The organism is Streptomyces sp. PA03-1a, assembly GCF_033792805.1.
Classification (GTDB): Bacteria; Actinomycetota; Actinomycetes; order Streptomycetales; family Streptomycetaceae; genus Actinacidiphila.
Window position 1 is genome coordinate 1 of sequence record NZ_JARAVO010000140.1, and the last position, 24,165, is coordinate 24,165.

19 protein-coding genes are annotated in these 24,165 nt (G+C 72.4%); 15 read left to right on the plus strand and 4 right to left on the minus strand.

Features of this window, described 5'->3' with window-relative positions:
* The 13 genes from PV341_RS27800 to PV341_RS27860 form a co-directional block, all read left to right on the plus strand.
* Positions 1-695: ROK family protein (locus PV341_RS27800; RefSeq protein WP_500359265.1), on the plus strand; the 695-nt coding region annotated here is incomplete at its 5' end.
* 110 nt (positions 696-805) lie between these two features.
* The gene (locus PV341_RS27805; protein ID WP_500322879.1) at positions 806-2,143 is read left to right on the plus strand and encodes an ABC transporter substrate-binding protein; all 1,338 of its coding nucleotides are present in this window, start codon (positions 806-808) and stop codon (positions 2,141-2,143) included.
* A complete protein-coding gene (locus PV341_RS27810; RefSeq protein ID WP_500359267.1) occupies positions 2,143-3,090 on the plus strand; it encodes a carbohydrate ABC transporter permease in 948 nt (315 codons plus the stop codon). The genes PV341_RS27805 and PV341_RS27810 overlap by 1 nt, the downstream gene beginning before the upstream one ends.
* Before the next feature lie 5 nt (positions 3,091-3,095).
* On the plus strand, positions 3,096-4,001 hold the full coding sequence (locus PV341_RS27815; RefSeq protein ID WP_500322877.1) for a carbohydrate ABC transporter permease: 906 nt from the start codon (positions 3,096-3,098) through the stop codon (positions 3,999-4,001).
* Positions 3,998-5,260, plus strand: a complete 1,263-nt coding sequence (locus tag PV341_RS27820) for a 6-phospho-beta-glucosidase (protein ID WP_500322876.1) — start codon at positions 3,998-4,000, stop codon at positions 5,258-5,260. The genes PV341_RS27815 and PV341_RS27820 overlap by 4 nt, the downstream gene beginning before the upstream one ends.
* Positions 5,251-6,267, plus strand: coding sequence for an N-acetylglucosamine kinase (locus PV341_RS27825; protein ID WP_500322875.1), 1,017 nt, complete (start codon positions 5,251-5,253; stop codon positions 6,265-6,267). The genes PV341_RS27820 and PV341_RS27825 overlap by 10 nt, the downstream gene beginning before the upstream one ends.
* A 229-nt stretch (positions 6,268-6,496) precedes the next feature.
* Positions 6,497-7,885: a GlnX family signal transduction membrane protein gene (locus tag PV341_RS27830; RefSeq protein WP_500323052.1), complete on the plus strand. Its 1,389-nt coding sequence runs from the start codon at positions 6,497-6,499 to the stop codon at positions 7,883-7,885.
* Positions 7,886-7,902: 17 nt separating this feature from the next.
* Positions 7,903-8,922: a glutamate ABC transporter substrate-binding protein gene (locus PV341_RS27835; protein ID WP_500359268.1), complete on the plus strand. Its 1,020-nt coding sequence runs from the start codon at positions 7,903-7,905 to the stop codon at positions 8,920-8,922.
* A 38-nt stretch (positions 8,923-8,960) separates the two neighbouring features.
* Positions 8,961-10,247, plus strand: coding sequence for a hypothetical protein (locus PV341_RS27840; RefSeq protein WP_500322872.1), 1,287 nt, complete (start codon positions 8,961-8,963; stop codon positions 10,245-10,247).
* On the plus strand, positions 10,244-12,871 hold the full coding sequence (locus PV341_RS27845; RefSeq protein WP_500322870.1) for a serine/threonine-protein kinase: 2,628 nt from the start codon (positions 10,244-10,246) through the stop codon (positions 12,869-12,871). The genes PV341_RS27840 and PV341_RS27845 overlap by 4 nt, the downstream gene beginning before the upstream one ends.
* Positions 12,872-12,876: 5 nt before the next feature.
* Positions 12,877-14,064, plus strand: coding sequence for a protein phosphatase 2C domain-containing protein (locus PV341_RS27850; RefSeq protein WP_500359269.1), 1,188 nt, complete (start codon positions 12,877-12,879; stop codon positions 14,062-14,064).
* A gap of 53 nt (positions 14,065-14,117) precedes the next feature.
* On the plus strand, positions 14,118-15,467 hold the full coding sequence (locus PV341_RS27855) for a vWA domain-containing protein (RefSeq protein ID WP_500322868.1): 1,350 nt from the start codon (positions 14,118-14,120) through the stop codon (positions 15,465-15,467).
* A gap of 99 nt (positions 15,468-15,566) precedes the next feature.
* Complete coding sequence (locus PV341_RS27860) at positions 15,567-16,475, plus strand: FHA domain-containing protein (RefSeq protein ID WP_500323051.1); 909 nt, start codon at positions 15,567-15,569, stop codon at positions 16,473-16,475.
* On the opposite strand, the gene PV341_RS27865 is transcribed toward PV341_RS27860, so the two are convergent.
* A complete protein-coding gene (locus PV341_RS27865) occupies positions 16,456-17,607 on the minus strand; it encodes a methyltransferase domain-containing protein (RefSeq protein WP_500322866.1) in 1,152 nt (383 codons plus the stop codon). The two genes, PV341_RS27860 and PV341_RS27865, sit on opposite strands and share 20 nt — an antisense overlap.
* Before the next feature lie 62 nt (positions 17,608-17,669).
* Here PV341_RS27865 and PV341_RS27870 point away from each other — a divergent pair, with 62 nt between their 5' ends.
* Positions 17,670-18,074: a globin gene (locus tag PV341_RS27870; RefSeq protein WP_500359270.1), complete on the plus strand. Its 405-nt coding sequence runs from the start codon at positions 17,670-17,672 to the stop codon at positions 18,072-18,074.
* Here PV341_RS27870 and PV341_RS27875 read toward each other — a convergent pair whose 3' ends face one another.
* The 3 genes from PV341_RS27875 to ettA are packed head-to-tail and all read right to left on the minus strand — an operon-like array spanning position 18,075 to position 20,888.
* The gene (locus PV341_RS27875; RefSeq protein ID WP_500322863.1) at positions 18,075-18,767 is read right to left on the minus strand and encodes a DUF8010 domain-containing protein; all 693 of its coding nucleotides are present in this window, start codon (positions 18,765-18,767) and stop codon (positions 18,075-18,077) included. It abuts the gene before it with no gap.
* The gene (locus PV341_RS27880; RefSeq protein ID WP_499511938.1) at positions 18,764-19,216 is read right to left on the minus strand and encodes an acyl-CoA thioesterase; all 453 of its coding nucleotides are present in this window, start codon (positions 19,214-19,216) and stop codon (positions 18,764-18,766) included. The genes PV341_RS27875 and PV341_RS27880 overlap by 4 nt, the downstream gene beginning before the upstream one ends.
* Before the next feature lie 7 nt (positions 19,217-19,223).
* Positions 19,224-20,888 (minus strand): energy-dependent translational throttle protein EttA, encoded by a 1,665-nt coding sequence (gene ettA / locus PV341_RS27885; RefSeq protein WP_500322862.1) that lies wholly within the window; start codon positions 20,886-20,888, stop codon positions 19,224-19,226.
* Positions 20,889-21,575: 687 nt separating this feature from the next.
* On the opposite strand from ettA, the gene PV341_RS27890 reads away from it, so the two are divergent.
* Complete coding sequence (locus tag PV341_RS27890) at positions 21,576-23,543, plus strand: SpoIIE family protein phosphatase (protein WP_500322860.1); 1,968 nt, start codon at positions 21,576-21,578, stop codon at positions 23,541-23,543.
* Positions 23,544-24,165: the final 622 nt, after the last annotated feature.

Genomic DNA, 24,165 nt, shown 5'->3' on the forward strand with positions numbered 1-24,165 from the left:
GGGGCCAAATGGTTTTAAGGGGAAGGGACGAGCTGGCCGCCGCCCTGCCCGTCCCCCTGGAGTACGACAACGACGTGAACCTCGCCGCCGTCGCCGAGCAGCGGCTCGGCGCGGCCCGGGACCACGACGACTTCGTCCTGCTGTGGAACGAGGAGGGCATCGGCGCGGCCATCGTGATCGGCGGCCGGCTGCACCGCGGCTGGACCGGCGGTGCCGGCGAGGTCGGCTTCATGCCGGTGCCGGGGACCCCCCTGGTCCGGCACGTCGCCAAGGCCAACGCCGGCGGCTTCCAGGAACTGGCCGGCTGCAACGCGGTGCTGCGCATCGCGCGGGAACTGGGACTCGCCGTGCCACGGGGCACCCAGGCCGAGGGCGCCTCGGCGCTGCTCGCCGCGGCGGCGGGGACCGGCGACGACGCGCACGCGGAGCTGCTGCGGCGCTTCGCCACCGGGCTCGCCATCGGGCTGGCCTCGCTGGTGACCGTCCTCGACCCCGAACTGATCGTCCTGGCCGGCGGGGTGATCGCCGCGGGCGGGGAGCCGCTGCGCTGCCTGGTCCAGTCCGAACTAGCCGACCTGGCCGTGCCCCGGCCCCGGCTGGTGCTCGGCGGCGTACCGAACGACCCCGTCCTGTCCGGGGCGCTGCAGAGCGCCCTCGCCACCACCCGCGACGAGGTGTTCGACACCTCGCGCTGAACGCACCGGCCCATCCACCCACCCGCACACGCAGCGGACGGACCCCCCGCGGGTCCCTCCGCCGGTCTCGCACACCCTCGAACCGCCCGAAGTCCCCCGGAGGAAGCGAAGTGTCCGGTTCCACCAAGACGGCCGCGGCCGCCGTCGCAGCCGCCGCCGCGATAACCCTGCTGACGAGCGCGTGCACGGGCTCCGGCAACAACACCGCAGGCGACGACCCCAGCAAGGACGTGACCATCACCTTCTGGCACGGCTGGTCCGCGCCGAGCGAGGTGAAGGCGATCGACGCCAACGTCAAGGCGTTCGAGAAGGCCCACCCCAACATCCACGTCAAGGTGCAGGGCAACATCACCGACGACAAGATCAACCAGGCGCTGCGGGCCGGCGGCCCCAACGCCCCGGACGTCGTCTCCTCCTTCACCACCGACAACGTCGGCAAGTTCTGCTCGTCCAACGCCTTCGCCGACCTGGACCCGTTCCTGAAGAAGTCCGGCATCGACCCGGCCGCGACCTTCCCCAAGCCGATGCTGGAGTACACCCAGTTCGAGGGGAAGCGCTGCACGCTGCCGCTGCTCGGCGACGCCTACGGGCTGTACTACAACAAGGACGCCTTCAAGGCCGCCGGGATCACCTCCCCGCCGAAGACCCTCTCGGAGTTCAAGGCCGACGCGGTCAAGCTCACCAAGAGCAAGGGCGACTCCTACTCCCAGCTCGGATTCATGCCGAACTTCCACGGCTACGAGTCCACCACCACGCACCTGGCCGCGCAGTGGGGCGCGAAGTACTTCGACGCCGACGGCAAGTCCGGCGTCGCCAAGGACCCGGGCTTCGCGGCCATGTTCACCTGGCAGCAGGACATGGTGAAGGCGCTCGGCGGCTTCAAGAAGCTGGAGAAGTACCGGTCGGGCTTCGGTGACGAGTGGGGCGCCAAGAACCCCTTCCACACCGGCCAGGTGGCCATGGCCATCGACGGCGAGTGGCGGGCCGGCATGGCCGGGGAGGCGGGCACGAAGTTCGAGATCGGCGTCGCCCCCTTCCCCGTGCCGGACGACCAGGCCGACACCTACGGCAAGGGCTACCTGTCGGGCACGATCATCGGCGTCGCCAACACCAGCGCCAAGAAGAACGCCGCCTGGGAGCTGGTGAAGTACATGACCACCGACACCCACGCGGTGGTGAGCTTCGCCAACGCCATCCACAACGTGCCGTCCACGCTGGCCGCGCTGAAGTCCCCGGAGCTGGACGCCGATCCCCTCTTCCGCACCTTCGTGGAGATCGCGCAGAACCCCAACAGCACCACCACCCCCGCGAGCGTCAACGGCGGCACCTACCAGCTGACGCTGCAGGACTTCGGCTACGCCTACGAGGCGGGCAAGCAGACCGACCTGGCCGCCGGCCTCAAGGGCGTCGACGAGCAGGTCGACAAGGACATCGCGCAGGCCCGCTGATGAGCACCGTCCACCCGATGCTGAGGGCGAAGCGCCGCCGCGAGGCGCTTCGCACCCTCGCCTTCCTCTCGCCCTGGTTGATCGGCTTCAGCGTCTTCTTCGCCTACCCGCTGGTCTCGACCGTCTACTTCTCCTTCATGCGGTACGACGGCTTCACCGCCCCCACCTGGAACGGCCTCAACAACTGGTCGTACGTCTTCAACGACTACCCGTTCTTCTGGCCGGCGCTGCGCAACACCCTGTGGCTGGTCGTCGTCATGGTCAGCCTGCGGGTCGTGTTCGGGCTCGGGATCGGGCTGCTGATCACGAAGATCAAGACGGGTGCGGGGCTGTTCCGCACCGCCTTCTACCTGCCCTACCTGGCCCCGCCGGTGGCCGCGACCATGGCCTTCGCCTTCCTGCTCAACCCCGGCACCGGGCCGGTCAACCACCTGCTGGGCAGCGCCGGGCTGCCGACGCCCGGCTGGTTCAACGACCCGTCCTGGTCCAAGCCCGCCCTCACGCTGCTGGCCCTGTGGGGCATCGGCGACCTCATGGTCATCTTCATGGCGGCGCTGCTCGACGTGCCCAAGGAGCAGTACGAGGCCGCCGAGCTGGACGGCGCCGGCCCCTGGTCGCGGTTCCGCTACGTCACGCTGCCGAACATCTCGCCCATCGTGATGTTCGCCGTCGTGACCGGGGTGATCCAGACGATGCAGTACTACACACAGCCCCTGGTCGCCGGGAAGGTCGCCAGCGGCATCATCGGCGGCTCCGGCCAGCAGTTCGAACCCGGCTACCCGGAGAAGTCCACGCTGACCCTGCCGCAACTGGTCTACAACCTCGGCTTCCAGCGCTTCGACACCGGCTCGGCCTGTGTGATCGCCCTCGTGCTCTTCGCGCTCTCCATGGCCTTCACCGCGCTCCTGATGCGCCGCCGCAGCGGCTTCCTGACGGCGGAGGACTGACACCCATGACGACCCACGCGACCCTCGCCCCCTCCGCCCCGGCGTCCGCCACCGGACTCCCCTCCGGTGCGCGGCGCACCGCGGCCCGCAAGGCGGCGCTGCACTGGATCGCGGTGCACGCCCTCGGCATCGCCGCCGCGCTCTTCTTCGTCCTGCCGTTCGTCTTCGTCTTCCTCACCGCGGTGATGAGCGACAACCAGGCCCTCACCCGCGACCTGTGGCCCAGGACCTGGGAGTGGGGCAACTTCGGCACCGTCTGGGACGCCCCGGGTTTCCTCACCTGGTGGCGCAACACCCTGCTGTACGCGGGCCTCGGGACCGTGCTGACCGTCGTGTCCAGCACGCCGGTCGCCTACGCGCTGGCCAAGTTCCGCTTCCGCGGGCGGAACCTGTCGATGATGCTGGTGATCTCCACGATGATGCTGCCCCCGCAGGTCGTCATCGTGCCCATGTACCTGTTCTGGGCGAAGCAGCTGCACCTGTCGGGCACGCTGTGGCCGCTGATCATCCCGATGGCCTTCGGCGACGCGTTCACCATCTTCCTGCTGCGGCAGTTCCTGCTCACCATCCCCAAGGAGTACACGGACGCGGCGAAGGTCGACGGCTGCGGCGAACTGCGCACGATGCTGAGCGTCGTGCTCCCGATGGCCAAGCCCGCCATCGCCGCGGTGGCGCTGTTCCAGTTCTTCTACTGCTGGAACGACTACTTCGGCCCGCAGATCTACGCGAGCGAGAACCCGGCCGCCTGGACCCTGAGCTACGGCCTGGAGTCCTTCAAGGGCGCCCACCACACCAACTGGAACCTGACGATGGCCGCCACGGTGCTGGTCATGGCACCCGTGATCGTCGTCTTCTTCTTCGCGCAAAAGGCCTTCATCGAAGGCGTGACGTTGACGGGAGTCAAAGGATGAAGCTGGCGGTCGTGGGCGGCGGGTCCACGTACACCCCGGAACTCATCGACGGTTTCGCCCGGTTGCGGGAGACCCTGCCGGTCGAGGAGCTGGTCCTGGTCGACCCCGCCGAGGACCGGCTGCGGCTGGTCGGCGGGCTCGCCCGGCGGATCTTCGCCAGGCAGGGCCACCCCGGCACCGTGACCACCACCTCGGACCTGGACGCGGGCGTGGCCGGGGCCGACGCCGTGCTGCTGCAACTGCGCGTGGGCGGCCAGGCCGCCCGGGCGCAGGACGAGGCGTGGCCGCTGGAGTGCGGCTGCGTCGGTCAGGAGACCACCGGCGCGGGCGGGCTGGCCAAGGCGCTGCGCACGGTGCCGGTGGTGCTGGACATCGCCGAGCGGGTCCGCCGGGCCGCCCCCGGTGCCTGGATCATCGACTTCACCAACCCGGTCGGCATCGTCACCCGCGCCCTGCTGCAGGCCGGTCACAAGGCCGTCGGACTGTGCAACGTCGCCATCGGCTTCCAGCGGAAGTTCGCCGGGCTCCTCGGCGTGGCGCCCGAGGACGTCCACCTGGACCACGTGGGCCTCAACCACCTCACCTGGGAACGCGGCGTCCGGCTCGGCGGTCCCGCCGGCGAGGACGTCCTGCCGAAGCTGCTCGCCGAGCACGCCGACGCCATCGCCGCCGACCTCCACCTGCCCCGCCCGGTGCTGGACCGGCTGGGCGTGGTGCCCTCGTACTACCTGCGCTACTACTACGCACACGACGAGGTCGTGAGGGAGATGCGGACCAAGCCGTCCCGGGCCGCCGAGGTGGCCGCCATCGAGGCGGAACTGCTGGGGATGTACGGGGACGAGACCCTCGACGAGAAGCCGGAGCTGCTCTCCCGGCGCGGTGGGGCCTACTACTCCGAGGCCGCCGTGGCCCTCGCCTCCTCCCTCCTGCGGGACACCGGCGACGTCCAGGTCGTCAACACCCTGAACAACGGCACCCTCCCCCTCCTCCCCGACGACGCCGTCATCGAGGTCCCGGCCACCGTGGACGCGAACGGGACGCACCCGCTGCCCGTCCCGCCCCTGGACCCGCTGTTCGGCGGTCTGGTCGCGAACGTCACCGCCTACGAGGACCTGGCGCTGAGCGCCGCCGTGCACGGCGGACGCGACCGGGTCTTCAAGGCCCTGCTCTCGCACCCCCTCGTCGGCCAGTACGAGTACGCCGAGGCCCTGACCGACCGTCTGATCGCGCACAACCGGGAGCACCTCGCGTGGGCCTGAACCCTCTCGTCGTCGACGGGGTGCTCGCCGTCGACGCGGGCAACAGCAAGACCGACGTCACCCTCGTCGCCGCCGACGGGACGGTGTTGGGCACCGCCCGCGGCGGCGGGTTCCAGCCGCAGATCGTCGGCACCGAGGCGGCGGTCGAGGTGATCGCGCGCATCGTCGAGCGGGCCGCCGACGCCGCCGGCCTCGCCCCGCGTCCCGGGGAGCCGCTGGTGCGGCACGTCTCCGCGTGCCTGGCCAACGCCGACCTCCCCGTGGAGGAGCAGCAGCTCGAACTTGCCGTCCACGCCCGGGGCTGGGGCGGGACCACCCGTGTCGCCAACGACACCTTCGCCCTCCTGCGCGCGGGCGTCGACGGGCCGCGCGGGGTCGCCGTGGTGTGCGGCGCCGGCATCAACTGCGCGGGCATGCTCCCGGACGGGCGCACGGCCCGCTTCCCGGCCATCGGCCACCTGTCCGGCGACTGGGGCGGCGGGGCGGGCCTGGCCGACGAGGCCCTGTGGTGGGCGGCGCGCGCCGAGGACGGCCGCGGCGGCGCCACCGCGCTCGCCGCCGCGCTGCCCGGGCACTTCGGGCTGACCTCGATGTACGCCCTGATCGAGGCCCTGCACCTGGGCCACCTCGCGATCTCCCGCAAGCACGAGCTGACCCCCGTCCTCTTCGCGACCGCGCAGGCCGGCGACCCGGTCGCCCGGGCCATCGTGGAGCGGCAGGCCGAGGAGATCGTGGTCATGGCCACGGTCGCGCTGCGCCGGCTCGACCTGCTCGACGAGGAGACCGACGTCGTCCTCGGCGGCGGAGTGCTGGCCGCCCGCCACCCCTTGCTGATGGACTCCGTGATCTCCCTGCTGGCCGCCGCGGCGCCCAAGGCCGTCCCCAAGGTGGTGACCTCCCCGCCGGTGCTGGGCGCCGCCCTGCTGGGCCTGGACGCCACCGGCGCGGCGGCGCAGGCGCACGCCCGGCTGCGGGCGCACTACGCATCGGTGGGCTCCGTGTCATAACCGGCGCGCACGCCGGGGGAACCGAACGCCCTCCCCGTGCGTGGTGAGCTGCGAGGGGGCGGCGCGCGGGGGGACCAGGCGGGCGGCGGTCGGGCTGTACGGACGGCAAGATCCACGCAATCCCTGGGTGGATGCCGGTGACGACGGCCATACTGCTGGTCATGGGCTCGTCGCGCGTACGCGCGGGGGAACGGGTCGGGGGGAGGGCCGGCAGGTGACACGGACGCCGATGGAGACGCAGTCGCCGACCGTGCGGGCGGACACGCCCGCACCCGGCGGCAGGCGGCCACGGGCATGGGTGGAGCAACTACGGGTGTGGCGCGCCGCGGCCACCACGGAACCGGGACGGCTGCGGATCATCGGGGCGCTGCTGGCCCTGCTCGTCGTCGCCTTCGGCGCGGTGACGGCGTGGCAGATCACCGATCGCGCCGCCGCGGCCGACGACGTGATCCACCACAGCGAGCCGCTGAGCGCCCGGGCCGCGGACATCTACCGCTCGCTCGCCGACGCGGACGCCACCGCCGCCGGCGGCTTCCTCGCCGGCGGCGACGACCCCGCGCAGGACCGCGAGCGGTACACCCGGGACATCGAGATCGCCTCGCGGAACATCGCCGACGCCGCGGCCAGTTCCGAGGACTCCGCCCAGGCGCAGGCCCGCCTGGAGCGACTGAACCAGCGGCTGTCGGTCTACACCGGCCTGGTCGAACGGGCCCGCGCCAACAACCGCCAGGGCTTCCCGGTCGGCGGGGCGTACCTGCGGCGCGCCAACAAGATGATGAGCGAGGAGATCCTCCCGGACGCCAAGCAGCTGTGGACGATCGAGACCGCACGGCTGGGCGAGGACTACCAGGACGCCAAGGCCCTGCCGCTGGCCGCCTGGGGCCTCGGCCTCGTCGCGCTGGTCGCACTGGTGTGGGCGCAGCGGCGCTCGTACCGGCGGACCCACCGGGTGTTCAACCCGGGCATGCTCGCCGGCACGGTGGCCACCGCCGTGGTGCTGCTGTGGCTGGTCGCCGGGCACGGCGTCGCCCGTGCCCGGCTGGACGACTCCTACGCGCACGGCGCGCGGTCGCTGCAGGTCCTCAACGAGGCCCGGATCCAGACCCTGCAGGCCCGGGGCAACGAGAACCTGACGCTCGTGGCCCGCGGCGGCGGGGACGCCTACAGCACGGCGTACGACAAGCAACTGCAGGGCCTGGCGGGCACGGACGCCGACGGGCGGACGGGCCTGCTGGCGCGGGCGCTCGACCTCGCCGACGACGACCAGGGCCGCAAGAGCATCACGTCCGCGATGGAGGCCGCGAAGGCCTGGTGGGGACTGCACGGCGAGGCCCGCGAGAAGGACGACGCGGGCAACTACCTGGACGCCGTGGCCCAGACGATCGGCGGCACGTACGAGAACGGGCAACGGCCCGAGCAGTTCACCGGCTTCTGCTTCGACGAGGTCGACAACAACCTCGCCGACGCCGTCGACCACGAGCAGCAGGAGTTCGAACGGGCGGCCGCCGACGGGCGCGGCGCGCTGGACGGGCTGGTGGCGGGTGCCGCGCTGCTGGCGGTGCTCGGCGCCGCGGGCGCCGTGCTCGGCATCGGGCGCCGGCTGTCGGAGTACCGGTGAGCGGGGGGAGGCGGCTGATGGGACGCCAGGAGCGTGGATGGCGCGTGCGGGGCTGGGCGGCCGTGGTCTCGGCGGCCGCGTTGTGCGCGGCAGCGGCCGCCGGCGCCGCGCTGCCGCTGCAGGACGGCACGTCCGGGGACCGGGACCGGCCCGAGGCACGGGCGGCGGCCACCGGGACGCCGGCCGCCGCGCCGGGGAAGGCCACGGCCGACGACGACTGCGGCGGCCACCCGGAGGCGAGTCTGCGGCCGTCCTCCGCGAGCGGACCGGCGATCGAACGGATCAAGAAGCGCGGCAAACTGGTCATCGGGGTCGACCAGAACGGCTACCGCTGGAGCTACCGCGACCCGGTCTCCCGGAAGATCGTCGGCTTCGACATCGACCTGGCCAAGGCCATCGCCAAGGACATCCTCGGCAGCGAGGACGCGATCCTCTACAAGACCGTGCCGACCGCCAAGCGCTTCGACGCCGTCAACAACCGTGACGTGGACCTGCTGGTGCGCACCGTGAGCATCACCTGCGAACGGATCAAGGAGAAGCACATCGCCTTCTCCACCGCCTACTTCGAGGCGGGGCAGCAACTGCTGGTCCCCCGCCAGGGGTCCACCATCAAGGGGTTCGACTCCTCCGTGGAGGGGAAACGGATCTGCGTCGCCCAGGGGAGCACCGGGCAGGCCGAGCTGGAGAAGGAGAAGGAGCGGCTGCAGCCCCGCGTCCTGCTCGTGGCGAACCAGCTGGACTGCCTGGTGATGCTGCAACTCGGCGAGGCGGACGCCGTCTTCACCGACAACGCGCTGGCCGCCGGCCAGGCCGCCCAGGACCCGGCGGTGCGGCTGGTGGGCACCCCGGTCACCACCGAGTACTACGGCGTGGCGATGAACGAGAAGGACACCGACCTGGTGCGCCGGGTCAACAGGGTGCTGGAGGACTACCGCAGCGGTGGCGCGGACAGTCCGTGGATGCAGGCGTACCGTACCTGGCTGGAGGCGGACCTTCCGGGCATCGAGGGGCCACCGGAACCGCTCTACAAGGACTGACGCCAAGCACGGGACCGGCGGGAGAGAAGGAAGGTGCGATGGCGGTCGCGGGACCATCCGGACCGGCGATGAGCCGTGAGGACGCCGACCGTGCCCTGGCACGGCTCGGTGACGAGCGGGACGCGATCGAGGCGTCCCTGCTCGCGCTGCAGGACCACTCCGGCCGCAGGCTGCTGGAGGGCGCGGCGCTGAGCGGTGCCACCAAGGAGCGCTGGGCCGCGGCCGAGCAGGCCGTCGCCCTGCTGTGGGCGCACTTCGACACGTACACGGAGGCCCTCGTCACCGCCCGGGCCCTGCGCGGCCGGCGCCGCTGGCCCACCCAGAGCGAACTGCGGGAACTGACCGAGCTGCTGCGCGGCTCCGGCGTGACCGTCTCCGGCGGCGCCGTGCCGGAAGCGGCACGGGGCCTGACGGGTCCGGCCCGGCTGAGCGAACGGGTCAGCCTGGAGCAGCTGCTGGCGCGGATGAACGAGTGGTACGCGCAGGTGATGGACGTGGTGTCCGCAGCCGACGCGGTGTGGTCGGCACTGCCCGCGCGCATCGACCTGCTGATCGCGGAGGCGCAGCGGGTCCGTTCGCTCGCCGAGTCCGTCGGGGTGCGCCCCGGCACCCACCCCTCGGGCGACGACCTGGCGGGGATGCTGGACTCGCTGGCGGCGCTGCGCGCCGAGGTGGTCTCCGACCCGCTCGCCTTCTGGTCCGGCGGCCGGCCCGACACCGGGCGCTACGACCGGGCCGGGCGGACCCTGGAGGACATACGGCGTGAGGTCGAGGCCGTGCTGCACGTCCGCGACGACGCCGACCACCGGCTGATGCGGCTGCGGGACGTCCTGTCGCGCGCCGACCGCACCCTCACCGAGGCGCGCAGCGCCCGGGTCGAGGTGCTCGCCAAGATCGCGGCCTCGGAGGTGCCCGCGGTGAGCGGGGCGCCGGTCGCGCTGCACGATCAGCTCTCCGCCGCGGTCGACTTCCGCAGGACCGGCCAGTGGCACCGTCTCTCCCCGTTGCTGGACGGCCTCGAACAGCGCGCGGACGACGAACTGCTGCGCGCCCGCGAGTCGCTGACCGCGGTCACCGCGCCGCTGGCCGTCCGCGCCGAGCTGCGCGGCCGGCTCGACGCGTACCGGGCGAAGGTGGCGCGTCACGGGATGGCGGAGGACCCGCTCCTGATGGAGCGGTACGACCACGCACGGCGTCTCCTGTGGAGCGCGCCGTGCGACCTGCGCGCCGCGGAGCACGCGGTGCTGCGCTATCAGCAGGCCGTTGCCGAGCTGCTGGTGCCGGGGCAGGCGGGACCTGCCGACCACAGGGGGGATGCACGATGAACTGCCAGCGTCCGGGCTGCGACGGGACGATCGAGGACGTCGGCGGCGGTGAGCTGTTCTGCGACACGTGCGGGCTGGCGCCGCTCGCCGCGGCGGCGGGTGCGGCCGCCGGCCCGGGCGGGGGCGGGGGCTCGTCGAAGCCGTCGCAGCCGTCGCGGACCGCTGGGACCGGACCGGGTTCCGCAGCCTCCTCGCGCTCGTCGCGGACCTCGGGCTCGTCCCGCTCCTCGCGCCGTTCGGTGTCGGGGCGGCTGTCCCGTTCGCTCAGCGGCAGCACGAGCGGCGCCGCCTCCGTCTCCGTGCGCAGTTCGCGCTCCGGCTCCAGCGGCCCGACCCGGGGCAAACTGGGCGCCGGCCTGGTGACCGTACCGCCCATCCCCCGGCCGGACCCGGCCGCCGCGGTGCTGCACGACCCGCAGGTCCCCGAGCGGAAGCGGTTCTGCAGCAAGGGCGACTGCGGGGCGCCGGTCGGACGCAGCCGCGGGGACCGTCCCGGGCGCACCGAGGGCTTCTGCACCAAGTGCGGCCAGCGGTACTCGTTCACGCCCAAGCTGCGGGCGGGCGACGTGGTGCACGGGCAGTACGAGGTGGTGGGCTGCCTGGCGCACGGCGGCCTGGGCTGGATCTACCTGGCCGTGGACCGGGCAGTCAGCGACCGCTGGGTCGTGCTCAAGGGCCTGCTCGACACCGGTGACGAGGACGCGCTGGCCGCGGCGGTCTCCGAGCGCCGCTTCCTCGCCGAGATCGAGCACCCCAACATCGTGCGGATCTACAACTTCGTCGAGCACCTCGACCCGCGGGGCGGCACCCTCGACGGCTACATCGTCATGGAGTACGTCGGCGGCAAGTCCCTCAAGGAGATCGCCAACGAGCGCCGCAGCGCCGACGGAAGACGCGAGCCGCTCCCCGTCGACCAGGCCATCGCCTACGCGATCGAGGCGCTGGACGCCCTCGGCCACCTGCACAGCCGCAACCTGCTCTACTGCGACTTCAAGGTCGACAACGCCATCCAGACCGAGGACCGGCTGGAACTCATCGACATGGGCGCCGTCCGCAGGATGGACGACCAGGACAGCCCGATCTACGGGACGGTCGGCTACCAGGCGCCCGAGGTGCCCGAGGTCGGCCCGTCCGTCGCCTCGGACCTGTACACGGTGGCGCGGACGCTGGCCGTGCTCACCTTCGACTTCCAGGGCTACACGAACGTGTTCGCGGACAGCCTGCCGGACCCGGACGGCATCGAGGTCTTCTCCCGCTACGAGTCCTTCTACCGGCTGCTGGTCCGTGCCACCGACCCCGACCCGGGCCGGCGCTTCGGCTCGGCGGAGGAGATGAGCGAGCAGCTGCTGGGCGTGCTGCGCGAGGTCGTCGCGCTCGGCACCGGCAAGCCGCGGCCCGCGCTTTCCACCCTGTTCGGCCCGGAACTGCGGGTAGTCGACACCGAGTTGCTGGCGGCCGCCGAGGACGCCTCCACCCTGGGCGACCGCGGCGCGAACGGTACGAACGGCGACCGCAGGGGCGCCGCGCCCGCCCTGCCCGCCGCGACGGCCGCCGCTCCTGCCCTGCCCCCGTCGCCGGCACCGGTGCCCGGCCCCGGCGGGTACGCCGCGACCGTGCCGGGCACCCCGTTCACCGTGCCCGCCCAGCGGACCGCCCCGCCGGCCCTGGCGGCCGGGCCCGCCGTCTCGCCGCTCGACGTACGGGCCGCGGCGCTCTCGCTGCCCGTGCCGCACGTCGACCCCGCCGACCCCAACGCCGGTTTCCTGGCCGGACTCGCGGCCGCCGCGCCGTCCGAGCTGGTGGCCGCGCTGCAGGCGGCGCCGGTGCGGTCCCCGGAGCTGCGGCTGCGCACCGTGCGCGCCCGGCTCGACAACGACGACGCGCCCACGGCCGTCGAGGAGTTGCGGAGACTGCAGGAGGAGCATCCCGACGACTGGCGCGTGGTGTGGCACCGCGGTCTGGCCGCGCTCGTCACCCGTGACGACGGCACCGCCGCGCTGTCCTTCGACGCGGTCTACGACGCCTTCCCCGGCGAGCCCGCCCCGAAGCTGGCGCTCGGCGTCTGCGCCGAGGTGCTGGGCCAGCTGGACAACGCCGCCGAGTACTACCGGCTGGTGTGGACCACCGACCAGAGCTACGTGAGCGCGGCCTTCGGCCTGGCCCGCGTCCGGCTCGCCGCGGGCGACCGGGCGGGGGCGGTGGCCGCCCTGGAGTCGGTCCCCGAGTCCTCGATCCACTACACGGCCGCGCGGGTGGCGGCCGTCCGCGCGCGGCTGCGCGGACGCGCCCCGCAGGAGCCGCTCCTGGACGACCTGCGCGCCGCGGCCCGGCAGGTCGAGGACCTGCAACGGCTGGGTCTTGACACGCGGTTGCGCGAGCAGCTGTCCACCGAGGTGCTGGGCAGCGCGCTGGACTGGGTGCTGGCCGGACAGCAGGGCGCGGCCGGCGCCCCCTCCGCCGGATCCGCCACGCCCGGGCTCCTGGGCCGGGACCTGGACGAACGGGGGCTGCGCTTCGGCCTGGAACACTCGTACCGGGTACTGGCCCGGCTCGCCGACCAGGGCCGCACAAGGATCGATCTGGTGGAGCGGGCCAACCGCCTCCGCCCCCGGACGTGGGTGTAACCGCCATGCCGCACGAGACCGTTTGCCCGGAGTGCAGCGAGCCTCTGGAATCCGACGACAAGTTCTGCGGCGTCTGCGGCGCCGACCTGTCCGCGCCCCGGCAACCGGACGCGTACGAACTGGCGCCGCCCGACCCCGCCGCCGCCCCCGGACCGCCGGGCGGTGAGCCGGATTCATACGAGCTGGCCCCGCCGGGGAGGGAGACCGACACGCTCGCCTTCGGCCTGGGCACCGCCGACCTGCCCCGGGCGCGGATCACCGATCCGCGGCTGGACCCGTCCCCGGGCGGGACGTCCGCGGCCTCGCCGCGGTGCGTCGCCTGCGGCATGGGCGACGTCGACGGGGACGGCTACTGCGAGCACTGCGGGCACGCACAGCCCCGGCCCCGGGACCACCAGGAGCAGGAGTGCGACGGCGTGGCCGCCGTGACCGACCGGGGCCTGCGGCACCACCGCAACGAGGACGCCTTCGCGCTGGCGACGACCGCGCTGCCCGACGGCACGCCCGCCGTCGTCGCCGTGGTGTGCGACGGGGTGTCCTCCGCGTACCGTCCCGACGACGCCTCGGAGACGGCCGCGGGCACCGCGAGCACCTCCCTCGTGCGGTCCCTCGCCCGCGGCGCCCACCCCGAGGAGGCGATGCGCGACGCGCTGCTCGTCGCCGCCCAGGCGGTGACCGATCTGGCGGCCGAGACCCCCGAGGAGGAGGCCCGGCGCCACCACAACGCGCCCGCGTGCACCTGCGTCAGTGCGATCACCTCCGGCAAGACCTTCACCGTGGGCTGGATCGGGGACAGCCGTGCCTACTGGATCCCCGACGACCGCTCCACCCCCGCCTCCCGGCTCACCGAGGACGACTCGTGGGCCGAACGCATGGTGGCGATGGGCCTGATGACCCAGGCCGAGGCGTACGCGGACGAGCGGGCCCACGCCATCACCGGCTGGCTCGGCGCGGACGCCGTGGAACTGGACCCGCACACCGCTTCCTTCGAACCGGACGAACCGGGTGTAGTGGTGGTGTGCACCGACGGACTGTGGAACTACGCGGAGTCGGCCGCGGAGCTGGCCTCCGTGGTGCCCGAGGACGCCCGCACCCGGCCGCTGACGTGCGCCCGCACGCTGGTCGGGGTCGCCATCGACGGTGGCGGCCACGACAACATCACCGTCGCCGTGCTGCCGTTCCCGGCCGCGTGACCTCTCCCTGATGCTCTCTTCCGAAGGTTGAACAAGCGCAAGGAGCGCACCCGATGGCCAACTTCTCCAAGTCGAACGTGCCGCAGTTCTCCGTCGACATCTACCAGAACGAGTTCCTTCCGGAGGGCGGGCGCGAGGTCAACGCGATCGTCACCGTGACCTCGACCGGCGGCGGCACCACCGGCGGGCTGCCGCTGGCCACCCACGCGCCCGGCGACGTGCCGGGCTCCGCGCCCGGTGCGGCCGTGGTGATCATGGTGGACTGCTCGGGCTCCATGGACTACCCGCCGACCAAGATGCGCAGCGCCCGCGACGCGACCGCCGCCGCCATCGACACCATCCGCGACGGCGTCGCCTTCGCCGTGGTCGCCGGCACCCACCAGGCCAAGGAGGTCTACCCGGCGAACGGCGGTCTGGCCGTCGCCGACCCGGCCACCCGGCACCAGGCCAAGGATGCGCTGCGCCGCCTCAGTTCGGGCGGCGGCACCGCGATCGGCACCTGGCTGCGGCTGGCCGACCGGCTGCTGGCCACCTCCGACGTGTCGATACGGCACGGCATCCTGCTCACCGACGGCCGCAACGAGCACGAGAAGCCGGAGGTACTGCGCGCCGCGCTTGACGCCTGCGCGGGCCGCTTCACCTGCGACGCGCGTGGCGTCGGCACCGACTGGGAGGTCAAGGAGCTGACCGGGATCGCCTCCGCGCTGCTCGGCACGGTGGACATCGTCGCCGACCCGTCCGGGCTCGAGGCGGACTTCCGGCAGATGATGGAGACCGCGATGGGCAAGGAGGTCGCGGACGTGGCCCTGCGCCTGTGGACCCCGCAGGGCGCGGAGATCCGGTACGTCAAGCAGGTCGCGCCGACGGTGGAGGACCTCACCGCCCGCCGCACCGAGGCCGGTCCGCGCGCGGGCGACTACCCGACGGGCTCCTGGGGCGACGAGTCGCGCGACTACCACGTCAACGTGGTGGTGCCGGCGGCCGGCGTCGGCCAGGAGATGCTGGCGGCCCGGATCTCCCTCGTCCTGCCCCAGCCGGACGGCACCGCGCGCGTGCTCGGCCAGGGGCTGGTGCGTGCGGTCTGGACGGACGACATGGCGGCCTCCACGCGGATCAACCCGCAGGTCGCCCACTACACCGGGCAGGCGGAGCTGGCCCAGGTCATCCAGCAGGGCCTGGAGGCCCGCAAGCAGGGCGACCTCGACTCCGCGACCGCCAAGCTCGGCCGGGCGGTGCAGCTGGCCAGCGACTCCGGCAACGAGGACACCGCCAAGCTGCTGGCCAAGGTCGTGGACGTGGTGGACGCGGCGACGGGTACTGTGCGGCTGAAGGCCCGGGTCGCCGACGCGGACGAGATGACCCTCGAGACACGTTCGACGAAGACCGTCCGCGTGAAGAAATAGAGCAGCGGGACAGGGCGGGGCAGAGGGGGAGAGCGCGACATGTCGACTTGTCCGAACGGTCACCAGTCCACGACGGACGACTGGTGCGAGGTGTGCGGGATGCGCATGTCCGCGCCACCGTCCCCCTCCGTCCCCGGCCCGTCGTCCGCGCCGCCCACGTACGCGGCGCCGCCGCCGGCGCCCCCGTACTCCGGCGGCTACTCCCCGGGCCACGCGCCCGGTTACGAGCCCGCCCATGAACCGGCGTACGACCCCGGGTACGGCCAGGGCGGGTTCGGCTACGACCCGGACGCCACCGCCGCCGCAGAGCCCTGCCCCAACTGCGGCACCCCGCGCGAGGGATACGCCCAGTTCTGCGAGGAGTGCCGCTACAACTTCGTCACCCAGGCCGGGACGACCTTCGTCCCGCAGGCGCCGCCCTCCTCCCCGGGCTATCCGCCGGACGGGCCGCCGTACCAGCGCTACGAGTCGCAGCGGTCCCGCCCGTCGCAGATCAACCGCCCTGCCGAGCCGCTGGCCCCGGAGTCGGTGACCTCCGGCTCGGGCGACTTCCTGCTCACCCCGCCGAGCCCGCCGGACCCCGGGCCCCCGCAGGCGGGCCCGCGCACCTGGACCGCCGTGATCGCCGCCGACCGGGACTACTTCACCGACATGATGGCCCGCAGCGGCCCCGAGGCACGCGGCCTGTACTTCCCCTCCTACTCCCCCGAGCAGCGGATGCCGCTGGCGGGCCCCCAGGTCACCGTCGGCCGGCGCCGGCACAGCACGGGCGTGGCCCCCGACATCGACCTGTCCCGGGCGCCCGAGGACCCGGGCGTCTCCCACAAGCACGCCGTGCTGGTGGAGCAGCCCGACGGCAGCTGGTCGGTGGTGGACCAGGGCTCCACCAACGGGACCACCGTCAACGGCGGCGAGGACCCCATCGACCCCTTCGTGCCCGTCCCGCTGACGGACGGCGACCGCGTCCACGTCGGCGCCTGGACGACGATCACGATCGTCCGCGACTGACCCCGGCCGTTCCCGGCGCGGGCCGCAGCTCCCAGCGGTGCGGCCCGTCCGGGCGGTCCAGCCAGGTCCACTGGCGGCCCTCCGCCACGCTCATGCCGAAGCGGTCCCGGGGCGGCCGCCCCTGGCCGCGCCACAGGGCGTACGCCTCCTCGACAGCGGCCCACAGGTCCCGCGGCCCGGTGAGCCGGACCGTGCCGTCCCGGGCGGCGTGCGCGGCGGAGCCGTCGGCGGCCGTGACGGTGGGGCCGCCCGGGGTCCAGTGGACCTCGGCGTCCCCGGCGTACAGGCCGAGCAGGAAGCGGAACAGCTCGTCCTCCAGGACCCGCGGCGGGGTGTCGCTGGCACGGCTGCGCCCGGGGGTGCCGTCGGTGCCGGCGGCCGCCCGGCGCGGGGCCGCGCCGGCGCCCCGCAACGAGACGAAGTACGCGGGGGTGTGCAGGAAGCGCCCCTCGGCCCGCTCCGGGCCCGTCACGCGCAGCGCGATCAGCCCGCCCGCGAAGGGCGCGAGGATCAGCCCGCCGGGCCGGCACTGCCGGGGCCACGCCTCCGGCACCGACGGGAGCTCGCAGGTGGCGACGATCCGGTCGTACGGCGCGCGGTCCGGGCAGCCCAGCGCCCCGTCCCCGGTGACCACCGTCGCCCGGCGCCCCGCCGCGGCCAGGTGCGCGCGGGCGGCCTCGGTGATCTCCGCGTCGAGGTCCACGCTGGTCACCGCCCCGGTGCCGAGGCGGTGCGCGAGCAGCGCGGCGTTGTACCCGGTCCCGGCGCCGATCTCCAGCACCCGGTGCCCGTCCTCGACCCGCAGCGCCCCAAGCATGGCGGCCATCAGCGAAGGCTGGCTGCTGGAGGAGACCAGTTCCCCGTCCCGGACCAGGGTGATCAGCGGTACGTCCGCGTAGGCGCCGGACAGCCAGCGGGACCGGCCGCGCGGGTCGGCGTCGTCCGCCGACAGCCGGGTGAACCCTCCGCCGGAGCGGGGCCGGTGGTAGACGGGGACGAACAGATGGCGCGGCACCTCCTCGAACGCGGCCCGCCACCGCGGGTCCGCCAGCCCCCCGGCCGCGGCGATCCGGCGCACCAGCCGGGCCCGCAACGGCACCGCCGCCGCGGCGTACCGGTCGCCATCCGTCATACGACCACTCTGCGACGGTGACCCCCTCCGGACAACGCGGGCCGTCTGAGAGCATGGGAGGCGTGAATGAGATCCCGCGGGGCACCGTCGAGCAGCAGACGTTCTTCGAGTCGGTCGGCGGCGAGCCGACCTTCCGGCGGCTCGTCCGCCGCTTCTACGAAGGTGTCGCCGAGGACCCGGTCCTGCGCCCCATGTACCCGGAGGAGGACCTCGGGCCCGCAGAGGAGCGCATGAGGCTCTTCCTCATGCAGTACTGGGGCGGTCCCCGCACGTACAGCGAGAACCGCGGACACCCCCGGCTGCGGATGCGCCACGCGCCCTTCCGGGTCGACCAGGCCGCCCACGACGCCTGGCTGCGGCGCATGCGGACCGCGGTGGACGAGCTGGAACTGGAGCCCGACCACGAGCGGCAGCTGTGGGACTACCTGGTCTACGCGGCGGCGTCGATGGTGAACACCGCGGGATGATCACACCGGACTGACCGACAGCCCCGGCGCCCCGCGCCGGACCGCGACCGAGCCGTACGGCGTGCGCAGCCGCAGCCACGGCCCCACCGTGAGCAGCTCCACCGCCGGCCGGCCGCCCGCACGCGGTGCCGGGACGGGGGTGCGCACCGGGCGGAGGAAGCCCAGCGCGTGGGCGGCGTGGACCACCCGCAGCGGCAGGCCGGTGACGCCGAGCTGCCGGGACCAGATGTCGTCGGCGATGGCGTCCAGCTCCGCGCGGGTGCGGCTTTCCGGCCGCAGTGCCTCACTGCGGTCGCGGAACTCGGTCACCGCGGCGGCGGCCACGGCGCGCACGTCCTCCTCGGACGGCAGGCCCCGCACCCGCTCCCAGCCGCCGCGCGGCGGGAGCAGTCCTGCCCAGGCCGGCCCGGTGACGGCCGCGGGCACGGCGAACGTGCCCGTCACCTCGTCGATGCCGTCGAGCAACTGCCCGGCCGAGACGGTCGAGTCCAGATCGCCGGCGGCCCCGTCCAGCTCGGCCGTGCGGACGGCCAGGACCCCGCCGCCGAACGGCGGCTGCCCGAACACGGCGAGCACCGTGCCCGAGGCGCGCAGCCGGACGACGGCGGCCTTGTCCCAGCGCAGCAGCCGGGCCAGGAAGGCGGCGAAACCGTCCGCCTCCCTGGCATCGGCGAGTCGCAGGGGTGCCGTCATGCGGCGACGGCCCCCTTGCCGGCGTCACCGGGCGAGCCCGCGCTGTCGTCGAAGTACCCCTCGAGGAAGGACCGCTCCTCCGCCGTGATCCGGCGCGGCCGGCCCTTCTCGAGGTCGTACGGCACCACGATCGTGGAGGCGCGCACGTAGACCGCCTCCGCGTCCTTGACCTCGTACGCGACGGTCAGTGAGGCGGCCCCCACCTTGGTCACCCACGTCTCCACCGTCACCGGCTCGTGCCGGTGCACCAGCGGGCGCAGGTAGTCGATCTCGTGGCGGGCGACGACCGACCCGCCCGTGAACGACTCGCTGCCCTCCCCGGGCGCCAGCCGGAACATGAAGTCGATCCGGGCCTCCTCCAGGTAGCGGAGGAAGACCACGTTGTTGACGTGCCCGAAGGCGTCCATGTCCGACCAGCGCAGCGGGCAGCGGTAGATGTGCCGGGCCATCTCCCGCTCAGCCCCGGGTGAGCTTCTTGTAGGTGGCGCGGTGCGGCCGGGCCGCGTCCGGGCCGAGGCGCTCGACCTTGTTCTTCTCGTACGACTCGAAGTTGCCCTCGAACCAGAACCACTTGGAGTCGCCCTCGTAGGCGAGGATGTGGGTGGCCACCCGGTCCAGGAACCAGCGGTCGTGGGAGACGACCACGGCGCAGCCGGGGAAGTCCAGCAGCGCGTTCTCCAGCGAGGACAGGGTCTCGACGTCGAGGTCGTTGGTCGGCTCGTCGAGGAGCAGCAGGTTGCCGCCCTGCTTGAGGGTGAGCGCCAGGTTGAGGCGGTTGCGCTCACCGCCGGACAGGATGCCGGCCGGCTTCTGCTGGTCCGGGCCCTTGAAGCCGAAGGCGCTGACGTACGCGCGGGACGGCATCTCGACCTGGCCGACGTTGATGTAGTCCAGCTCGTCCGACACGACCGCCCAGAGGGTCTTCTTGGGGTCGATGTTGGCGCGGGTCTGGTCGACGTAGGAGATCTTGACCGTCTCGCCGACCTTGATCGTGCCGGCGTCCGGGGCCTCCAGGCCCTGGATCATCTTGAACAGCGTGGTCTTGCCGGCGCCGTTGGGGCCGATGATGCCCACGATGCCGTTGCGCGGCAGCGTGAAGGACAGGTCGTCGATGAGGACCTTGTCGCCGAACGCCTTGGAGAGGTTGTTGACCTCGACCACGATGCTGCCCAGACGCGGGCCCGGCGGGATCTGGATCTCCTCGAAGTCGAGCTTGCGCATCTTCTCGGCTTCGGCGGCCATCTCCTCGTACCGGGCGAGGCGGGCCTTGGACTTGGCCTGGCGGCCCTTGGCGTTGGAGCGGACCCACTCCAGCTCTTCCTTGAGCCGCTTGGCGCGCTTGGCGTCCTTCTGGCCCTCGACCTTGAGACGGGACTGCTTGGTCTCCAGGTACGTGGAGTAGTTGCCCTCGTACGGGTAGGCGCGGCCGCGGTCGAGCTCGAGGATCCACTCGGCGACGTTGTCCAGGAAGTACCGGTCGTGGGTGATCGCCACGACGGTGCCCGCGTACTTGGCCAGGTGCTGCTCCAGCCACTGCACGGACTCGGCGTCCAGGTGGTTGGTGGGCTCGTCGAGCAGCAGCAGGTCGGGGGCCTCCAGCAGCAGCTTGCAGAGCGCGACGCGGCGCTTCTCACCACCGGAGAGGTTGACCACCGGCCAGTCGCCGGGCGGGCAGCCGAGGGCGTCCATCGCCTGCTCCAGCTGGGCGTCCAGGTCCCAGGCGTTGGCGTGGTCCAGGTCCTCCTGCAGCTTGCCCATCTCGTCGAGCAGCGCGTCGGAGTAGTCGGTCGCCATCAGCTCGGCGATCTCGTTGAACCGGTCCAGCTTGGCCTTGACCGGGCCCACGCCGTCCTGGACGTTCTCCAGCACGGTCTTGGACTCGTCCAGCGGCGGCTCCTGCAGCAGGATGCCGACCGAGTAGCCGGGCGAGAGGAACGCGTCGCCGTTGGACGGCTGCTCCAGTCCCGCCATGATCTTGAGCACGGTGGACTTGCCGGCGCCGTTGGGCCCCACGACACCGATCTTCGCGCCGGGCAGGAAGCTCAGGGTGACGTCGTCCAGGATCACCTTGTCGCCGTGCGCCTTGCGCGTCTTGCGCATGGTGTAGATGAACTCAGCCAAGAGAAACCGTCCGGCGTTCGATGTGTGGGCAGATACACCCCATCTTGCCAGCCGTCCACCCCCGGGCGGAAACGAGTACCCGGGCGACGTCCCTCACGCCTGCGACCTGGGCTCGCCTGTCCCGCGTCCCGTCATCTTTGGTCGTCGTTGGTCAACGCGGGGCGACCTCGCACGGCCCAGGGACGGCCCAGCGGTCGCTGTCCGTGTCACCAGAGGGCTCCGAGCATGAGCGGCAGACTCGGCCTGTTGGATCTTGGCGTCCACAGCGTCGAGCTGCATCTGCAGGTACAGACGGATCACCCGCGGGCGCGCCAGATCTCGAGGCAGCCCGTTCATACGTTCGATATTAGCTTTCTCTCTTGACTGCCCCCCACATCCACGAGTGCCCGTCGCTACGTTCACGACGCCCACCCAGAGGCGGGACCCGCCTCTCGAATGGCAAGGGGCCCGAGTCTCGACGAAGGCGGCGGGCGGCCGCCAGTAGAGGGCTCCGGCAGGTGAGGGGGTGACCTCGCCGCCCAGCGGGCCATATCTCGCGGGAGCGAGGTCGCCGCTACAGGCGCCGGCATTCAGCGACCGTGTCACCGAACTGCCTCCACCAAGTCCCCGCGGTCCCCCTTAGAAAACGCAGCAAAATGCGCGAATATAGCTGAAGAGGCTGTTTTGGTATGCGCCAGGGAGCCACAGATGGAAGCCTCGGACGAACTCCTTCGAAGGGCTAGCCCGTCGGCTCTTCTGACGCCGGACGGTGCCATGCGCGGCCTCAACGCTGCGATGGCCACCGCGCTAGGCAGGCCGGTGGAGCAGTGCTTGGGACGTGACTTCGGGGATCTGTGGCCTGCGAGCCAGCGACTGTCGGCCGAGAGTCTGGTGGCCCACGCCTCCAGGGCGGATGCGGTCGCGATGCGAGAGCTGGAGTTCCCCGGGCGAAACGGAGTACCCGTTGCCTGCTTGCTTGAGGCGCGACAAGTGAAGGATCCCGCCGGTGACAAGCAGCTGATATGGGTGCGAGCCCTGGATACGCGAAACGACCTCGCCAGCCTAATGATCCCGTTCCGGCTGGCCACCGCGGCCGCCGGCCTCGGCCTGTGGATGTATTCCCCCCAGGAGGACCAGCTGGAGTGGCTCGGTGGCCTACCCTCCCTGGTCGCGCTCGTCCCAGATCCGACTGCGGCGATGTCCAGAGTGATCTCGGCAATACACCCCGACGACAGGGAGGCCTTCCGGCAGCTCCTGCGCTCGGACTCCGTCCAGCAGTCCCCATGGGTGAGGCAGCGGTACCGCACTCCGCACGATGGCTGGCACCGACTGGCCGTTCAGGTCCGTCGGCTCCGGCTGGGCTTTGACGGCCCGGAACGGATCTTCGTGGTGGTCCGCGACGACACCAAGCAGGAGAAGCGCAAGTTGAAGGCGCAGGCAGCGCTGGCGGCCGAGCGACAGCGCGCCAAGGACACTGCCGACTTCTCCGCTGCCTTGATCACCGCAGCCACGGAGCAGGAATGGCGGCAGGTCGTCCTGACCCGGCTCGCCGCGACCTTCGGCGCCGGCGGCGCCGTGCTCGCAATCGTCGACGACGGCCGTCTGTGCATCTCCACTGATGCCAGAACAGGCATGCGCGAGGTCGAGGCCCTGCACGGCCTGCGGCTGGAGCATCCGACGCCTCTGTCCGAGGCGATCCGTACCGGCCAGCCTCAGTTCATCAGCGACCGGGAGGACTTCGTCCGCCGCTGGCCGCACGCTCCATCTCTGCGGTTCCTCCGGCTCGGCTCCGACTACGCAATCTCGGTCACCCCCCTCAGCGAGCCCGGCGATCAGCCACTCGGGGCGTGGGCGATGCTCTACCACCGCGGATACCTGTCGTCTCTGGAGGAGCGGACCCTCGTGGGGACGCTGGCCGACCTGGCAGGCCAGGCACTCAAGCGGATCAGGTTGCAGCAGGCGCGCGTCGAGCTGGCCACGGCGCTGCAGCAGACCATGCTCCCCACGCTGCCCGAGCACCTCCCGGGTCTGGAGGTCGCCGCCCGCTACCGGCCCAGCCGGGACGGGTTGGACGTCGGCGGAGACTGGTACGACGCCTTCGTGATGCCCGACGGCGCGATCGCACTGGAGATCGGCGACGTCCAGGGGCACGACGTGGACGCCGCCGCCCTCATGGGACAGGTCCGCTTGTCCATGCGCGCGATCGCCGACCAGGAACCGGATCCCGGAACCGTGCTGACCCGCACCAACGAGCTACTCGTCGCGACGGCCCCCGCACGATTCGCGAGCTGCGCCCTGCTGCACATCGACCCGCACGATGGACAGGTCACCGGCACCAGCGCGGGGCATGTGCCGTTGCTGTGCGCACACAGGGACGGCAGCCACGATCTCCGCGAGCTGCCGGGCGGCCCGGTCCTGGGCGTCCTGCCCGGCATCAAATACCGCGAGGAGACCTTCACTCTGGACGAGGACACCGCGCTGGTCATGGTCACCGACGGCGTGGTCGAAGGACCAGGCCTGACGCTGGACGCCGGACTGGAACGAGCCGGAACACTGGCCGCCCGAGCCGTTTTCGACGGACTGAACGCCGAGGAGACCGCCGACCGCGTCCTCGACGCCGCGATCGCGGTCGACCACCTCGACGACGTGGCCGTGCTGGTCATCCGACGCACATGACGGCGCCCGCATTCTCCCACATGCTCTACGTGGACCCCACTACAGGTAAGCGTACCCAAGCGGGCGTTGGCGCGATCTTTGGCCGGTGGCCTGCCTGGGCTGGGGTCGGGCATGGCCAGGGGGCCTTACGCTGGCCGCGGATCGGGCTGGCTCCTGCCTGCCCGCACAAGCCCGATCGGCCCCCTGGTCTTGCTCGACGTCGGGTCCCGGACCGGGGAGGTGGCTAAAGATCGTGTCGGCGCCAGCACCCAGCCACCGTGCTTCTCGCCTCACGCCCACGACCTACTCTTGTGGGCGCGCGGCGGCGGGCGGCGCGCCGAGCGGGGCGAAGACTGGAGCGTGGGCGCGGCCGGACGCGGGCCGCGCGCCCGGCGGAGCGTGAGCGACGCCGGTCGCCTTGATGAAGTAGGGAAACTCTTACCGCGCTAGTGCCTCAGTCTCGCAAAACTGTCTCGGTTGATCGCGATACGCGTAGCGAGGTCGTCCAGAGAGCACTCGATCTGAGCGTTCGCGATCGGCTTGAAGTCGGGTCTGCTGCACGATCGGGTGACATCTGAACTGGCTTGCCCTGTGGGGCGGGTGGGAAGGATGTCGCTGTGCCCAAGCCCTATCCGGAAGAGTT

What these genes read in the sequence shown, in the direction of transcription:
- PV341_RS27810 (WP_500359267.1), top strand. Translation starts at nt 2,143, where the DNA reads ATGAGCACCGTCCACCCGATGCTGAGGGCGAAGCGCCGCCGCGAGGCG.
- PV341_RS27815 (WP_500322877.1), top strand. Translation starts at nt 3,096, where the DNA reads ATGACGACCCACGCGACCCTCGCCCCCTCCGCCCCGGCGTCCGCCACC.
- PV341_RS27820 (WP_500322876.1), top strand. Translation starts at nt 3,998, where the DNA reads ATGAAGCTGGCGGTCGTGGGCGGCGGGTCCACGTACACCCCGGAACTC.
- PV341_RS27830 (WP_500323052.1), top strand. Translation starts at nt 6,497, where the DNA reads ATGGAGACGCAGTCGCCGACCGTGCGGGCGGACACGCCCGCACCCGGC.
- PV341_RS27835 (WP_500359268.1), top strand. Translation starts at nt 7,903, where the DNA reads ATGGGACGCCAGGAGCGTGGATGGCGCGTGCGGGGCTGGGCGGCCGTG.
- PV341_RS27840 (WP_500322872.1), top strand. Translation starts at nt 8,961, where the DNA reads ATGGCGGTCGCGGGACCATCCGGACCGGCGATGAGCCGTGAGGACGCC.
- PV341_RS27845 (WP_500322870.1), top strand. Translation starts at nt 10,244, where the DNA reads ATGAACTGCCAGCGTCCGGGCTGCGACGGGACGATCGAGGACGTCGGC.
- PV341_RS27850 (WP_500359269.1), top strand. Translation starts at nt 12,877, where the DNA reads ATGCCGCACGAGACCGTTTGCCCGGAGTGCAGCGAGCCTCTGGAATCC.
- PV341_RS27855 (WP_500322868.1), top strand. Translation starts at nt 14,118, where the DNA reads ATGGCCAACTTCTCCAAGTCGAACGTGCCGCAGTTCTCCGTCGACATC.
- PV341_RS27860 (WP_500323051.1), top strand. Translation starts at nt 15,567, where the DNA reads ATGCGCATGTCCGCGCCACCGTCCCCCTCCGTCCCCGGCCCGTCGTCC.
- PV341_RS27865 (WP_500322866.1), bottom strand. Translation starts at nt 17,607, where the DNA reads ATGACGGATGGCGACCGGTACGCCGCGGCGGCGGTGCCGTTGCGGGCC.
- PV341_RS27875 (WP_500322863.1), bottom strand. Translation starts at nt 18,767, where the DNA reads ATGACGGCACCCCTGCGACTCGCCGATGCCAGGGAGGCGGACGGTTTC.
- PV341_RS27880 (WP_499511938.1), bottom strand. Translation starts at nt 19,216, where the DNA reads ATGGCCCGGCACATCTACCGCTGCCCGCTGCGCTGGTCGGACATGGAC.
- PV341_RS27890 (WP_500322860.1), top strand. Translation starts at nt 21,576, where the DNA reads ATGGAAGCCTCGGACGAACTCCTTCGAAGGGCTAGCCCGTCGGCTCTT.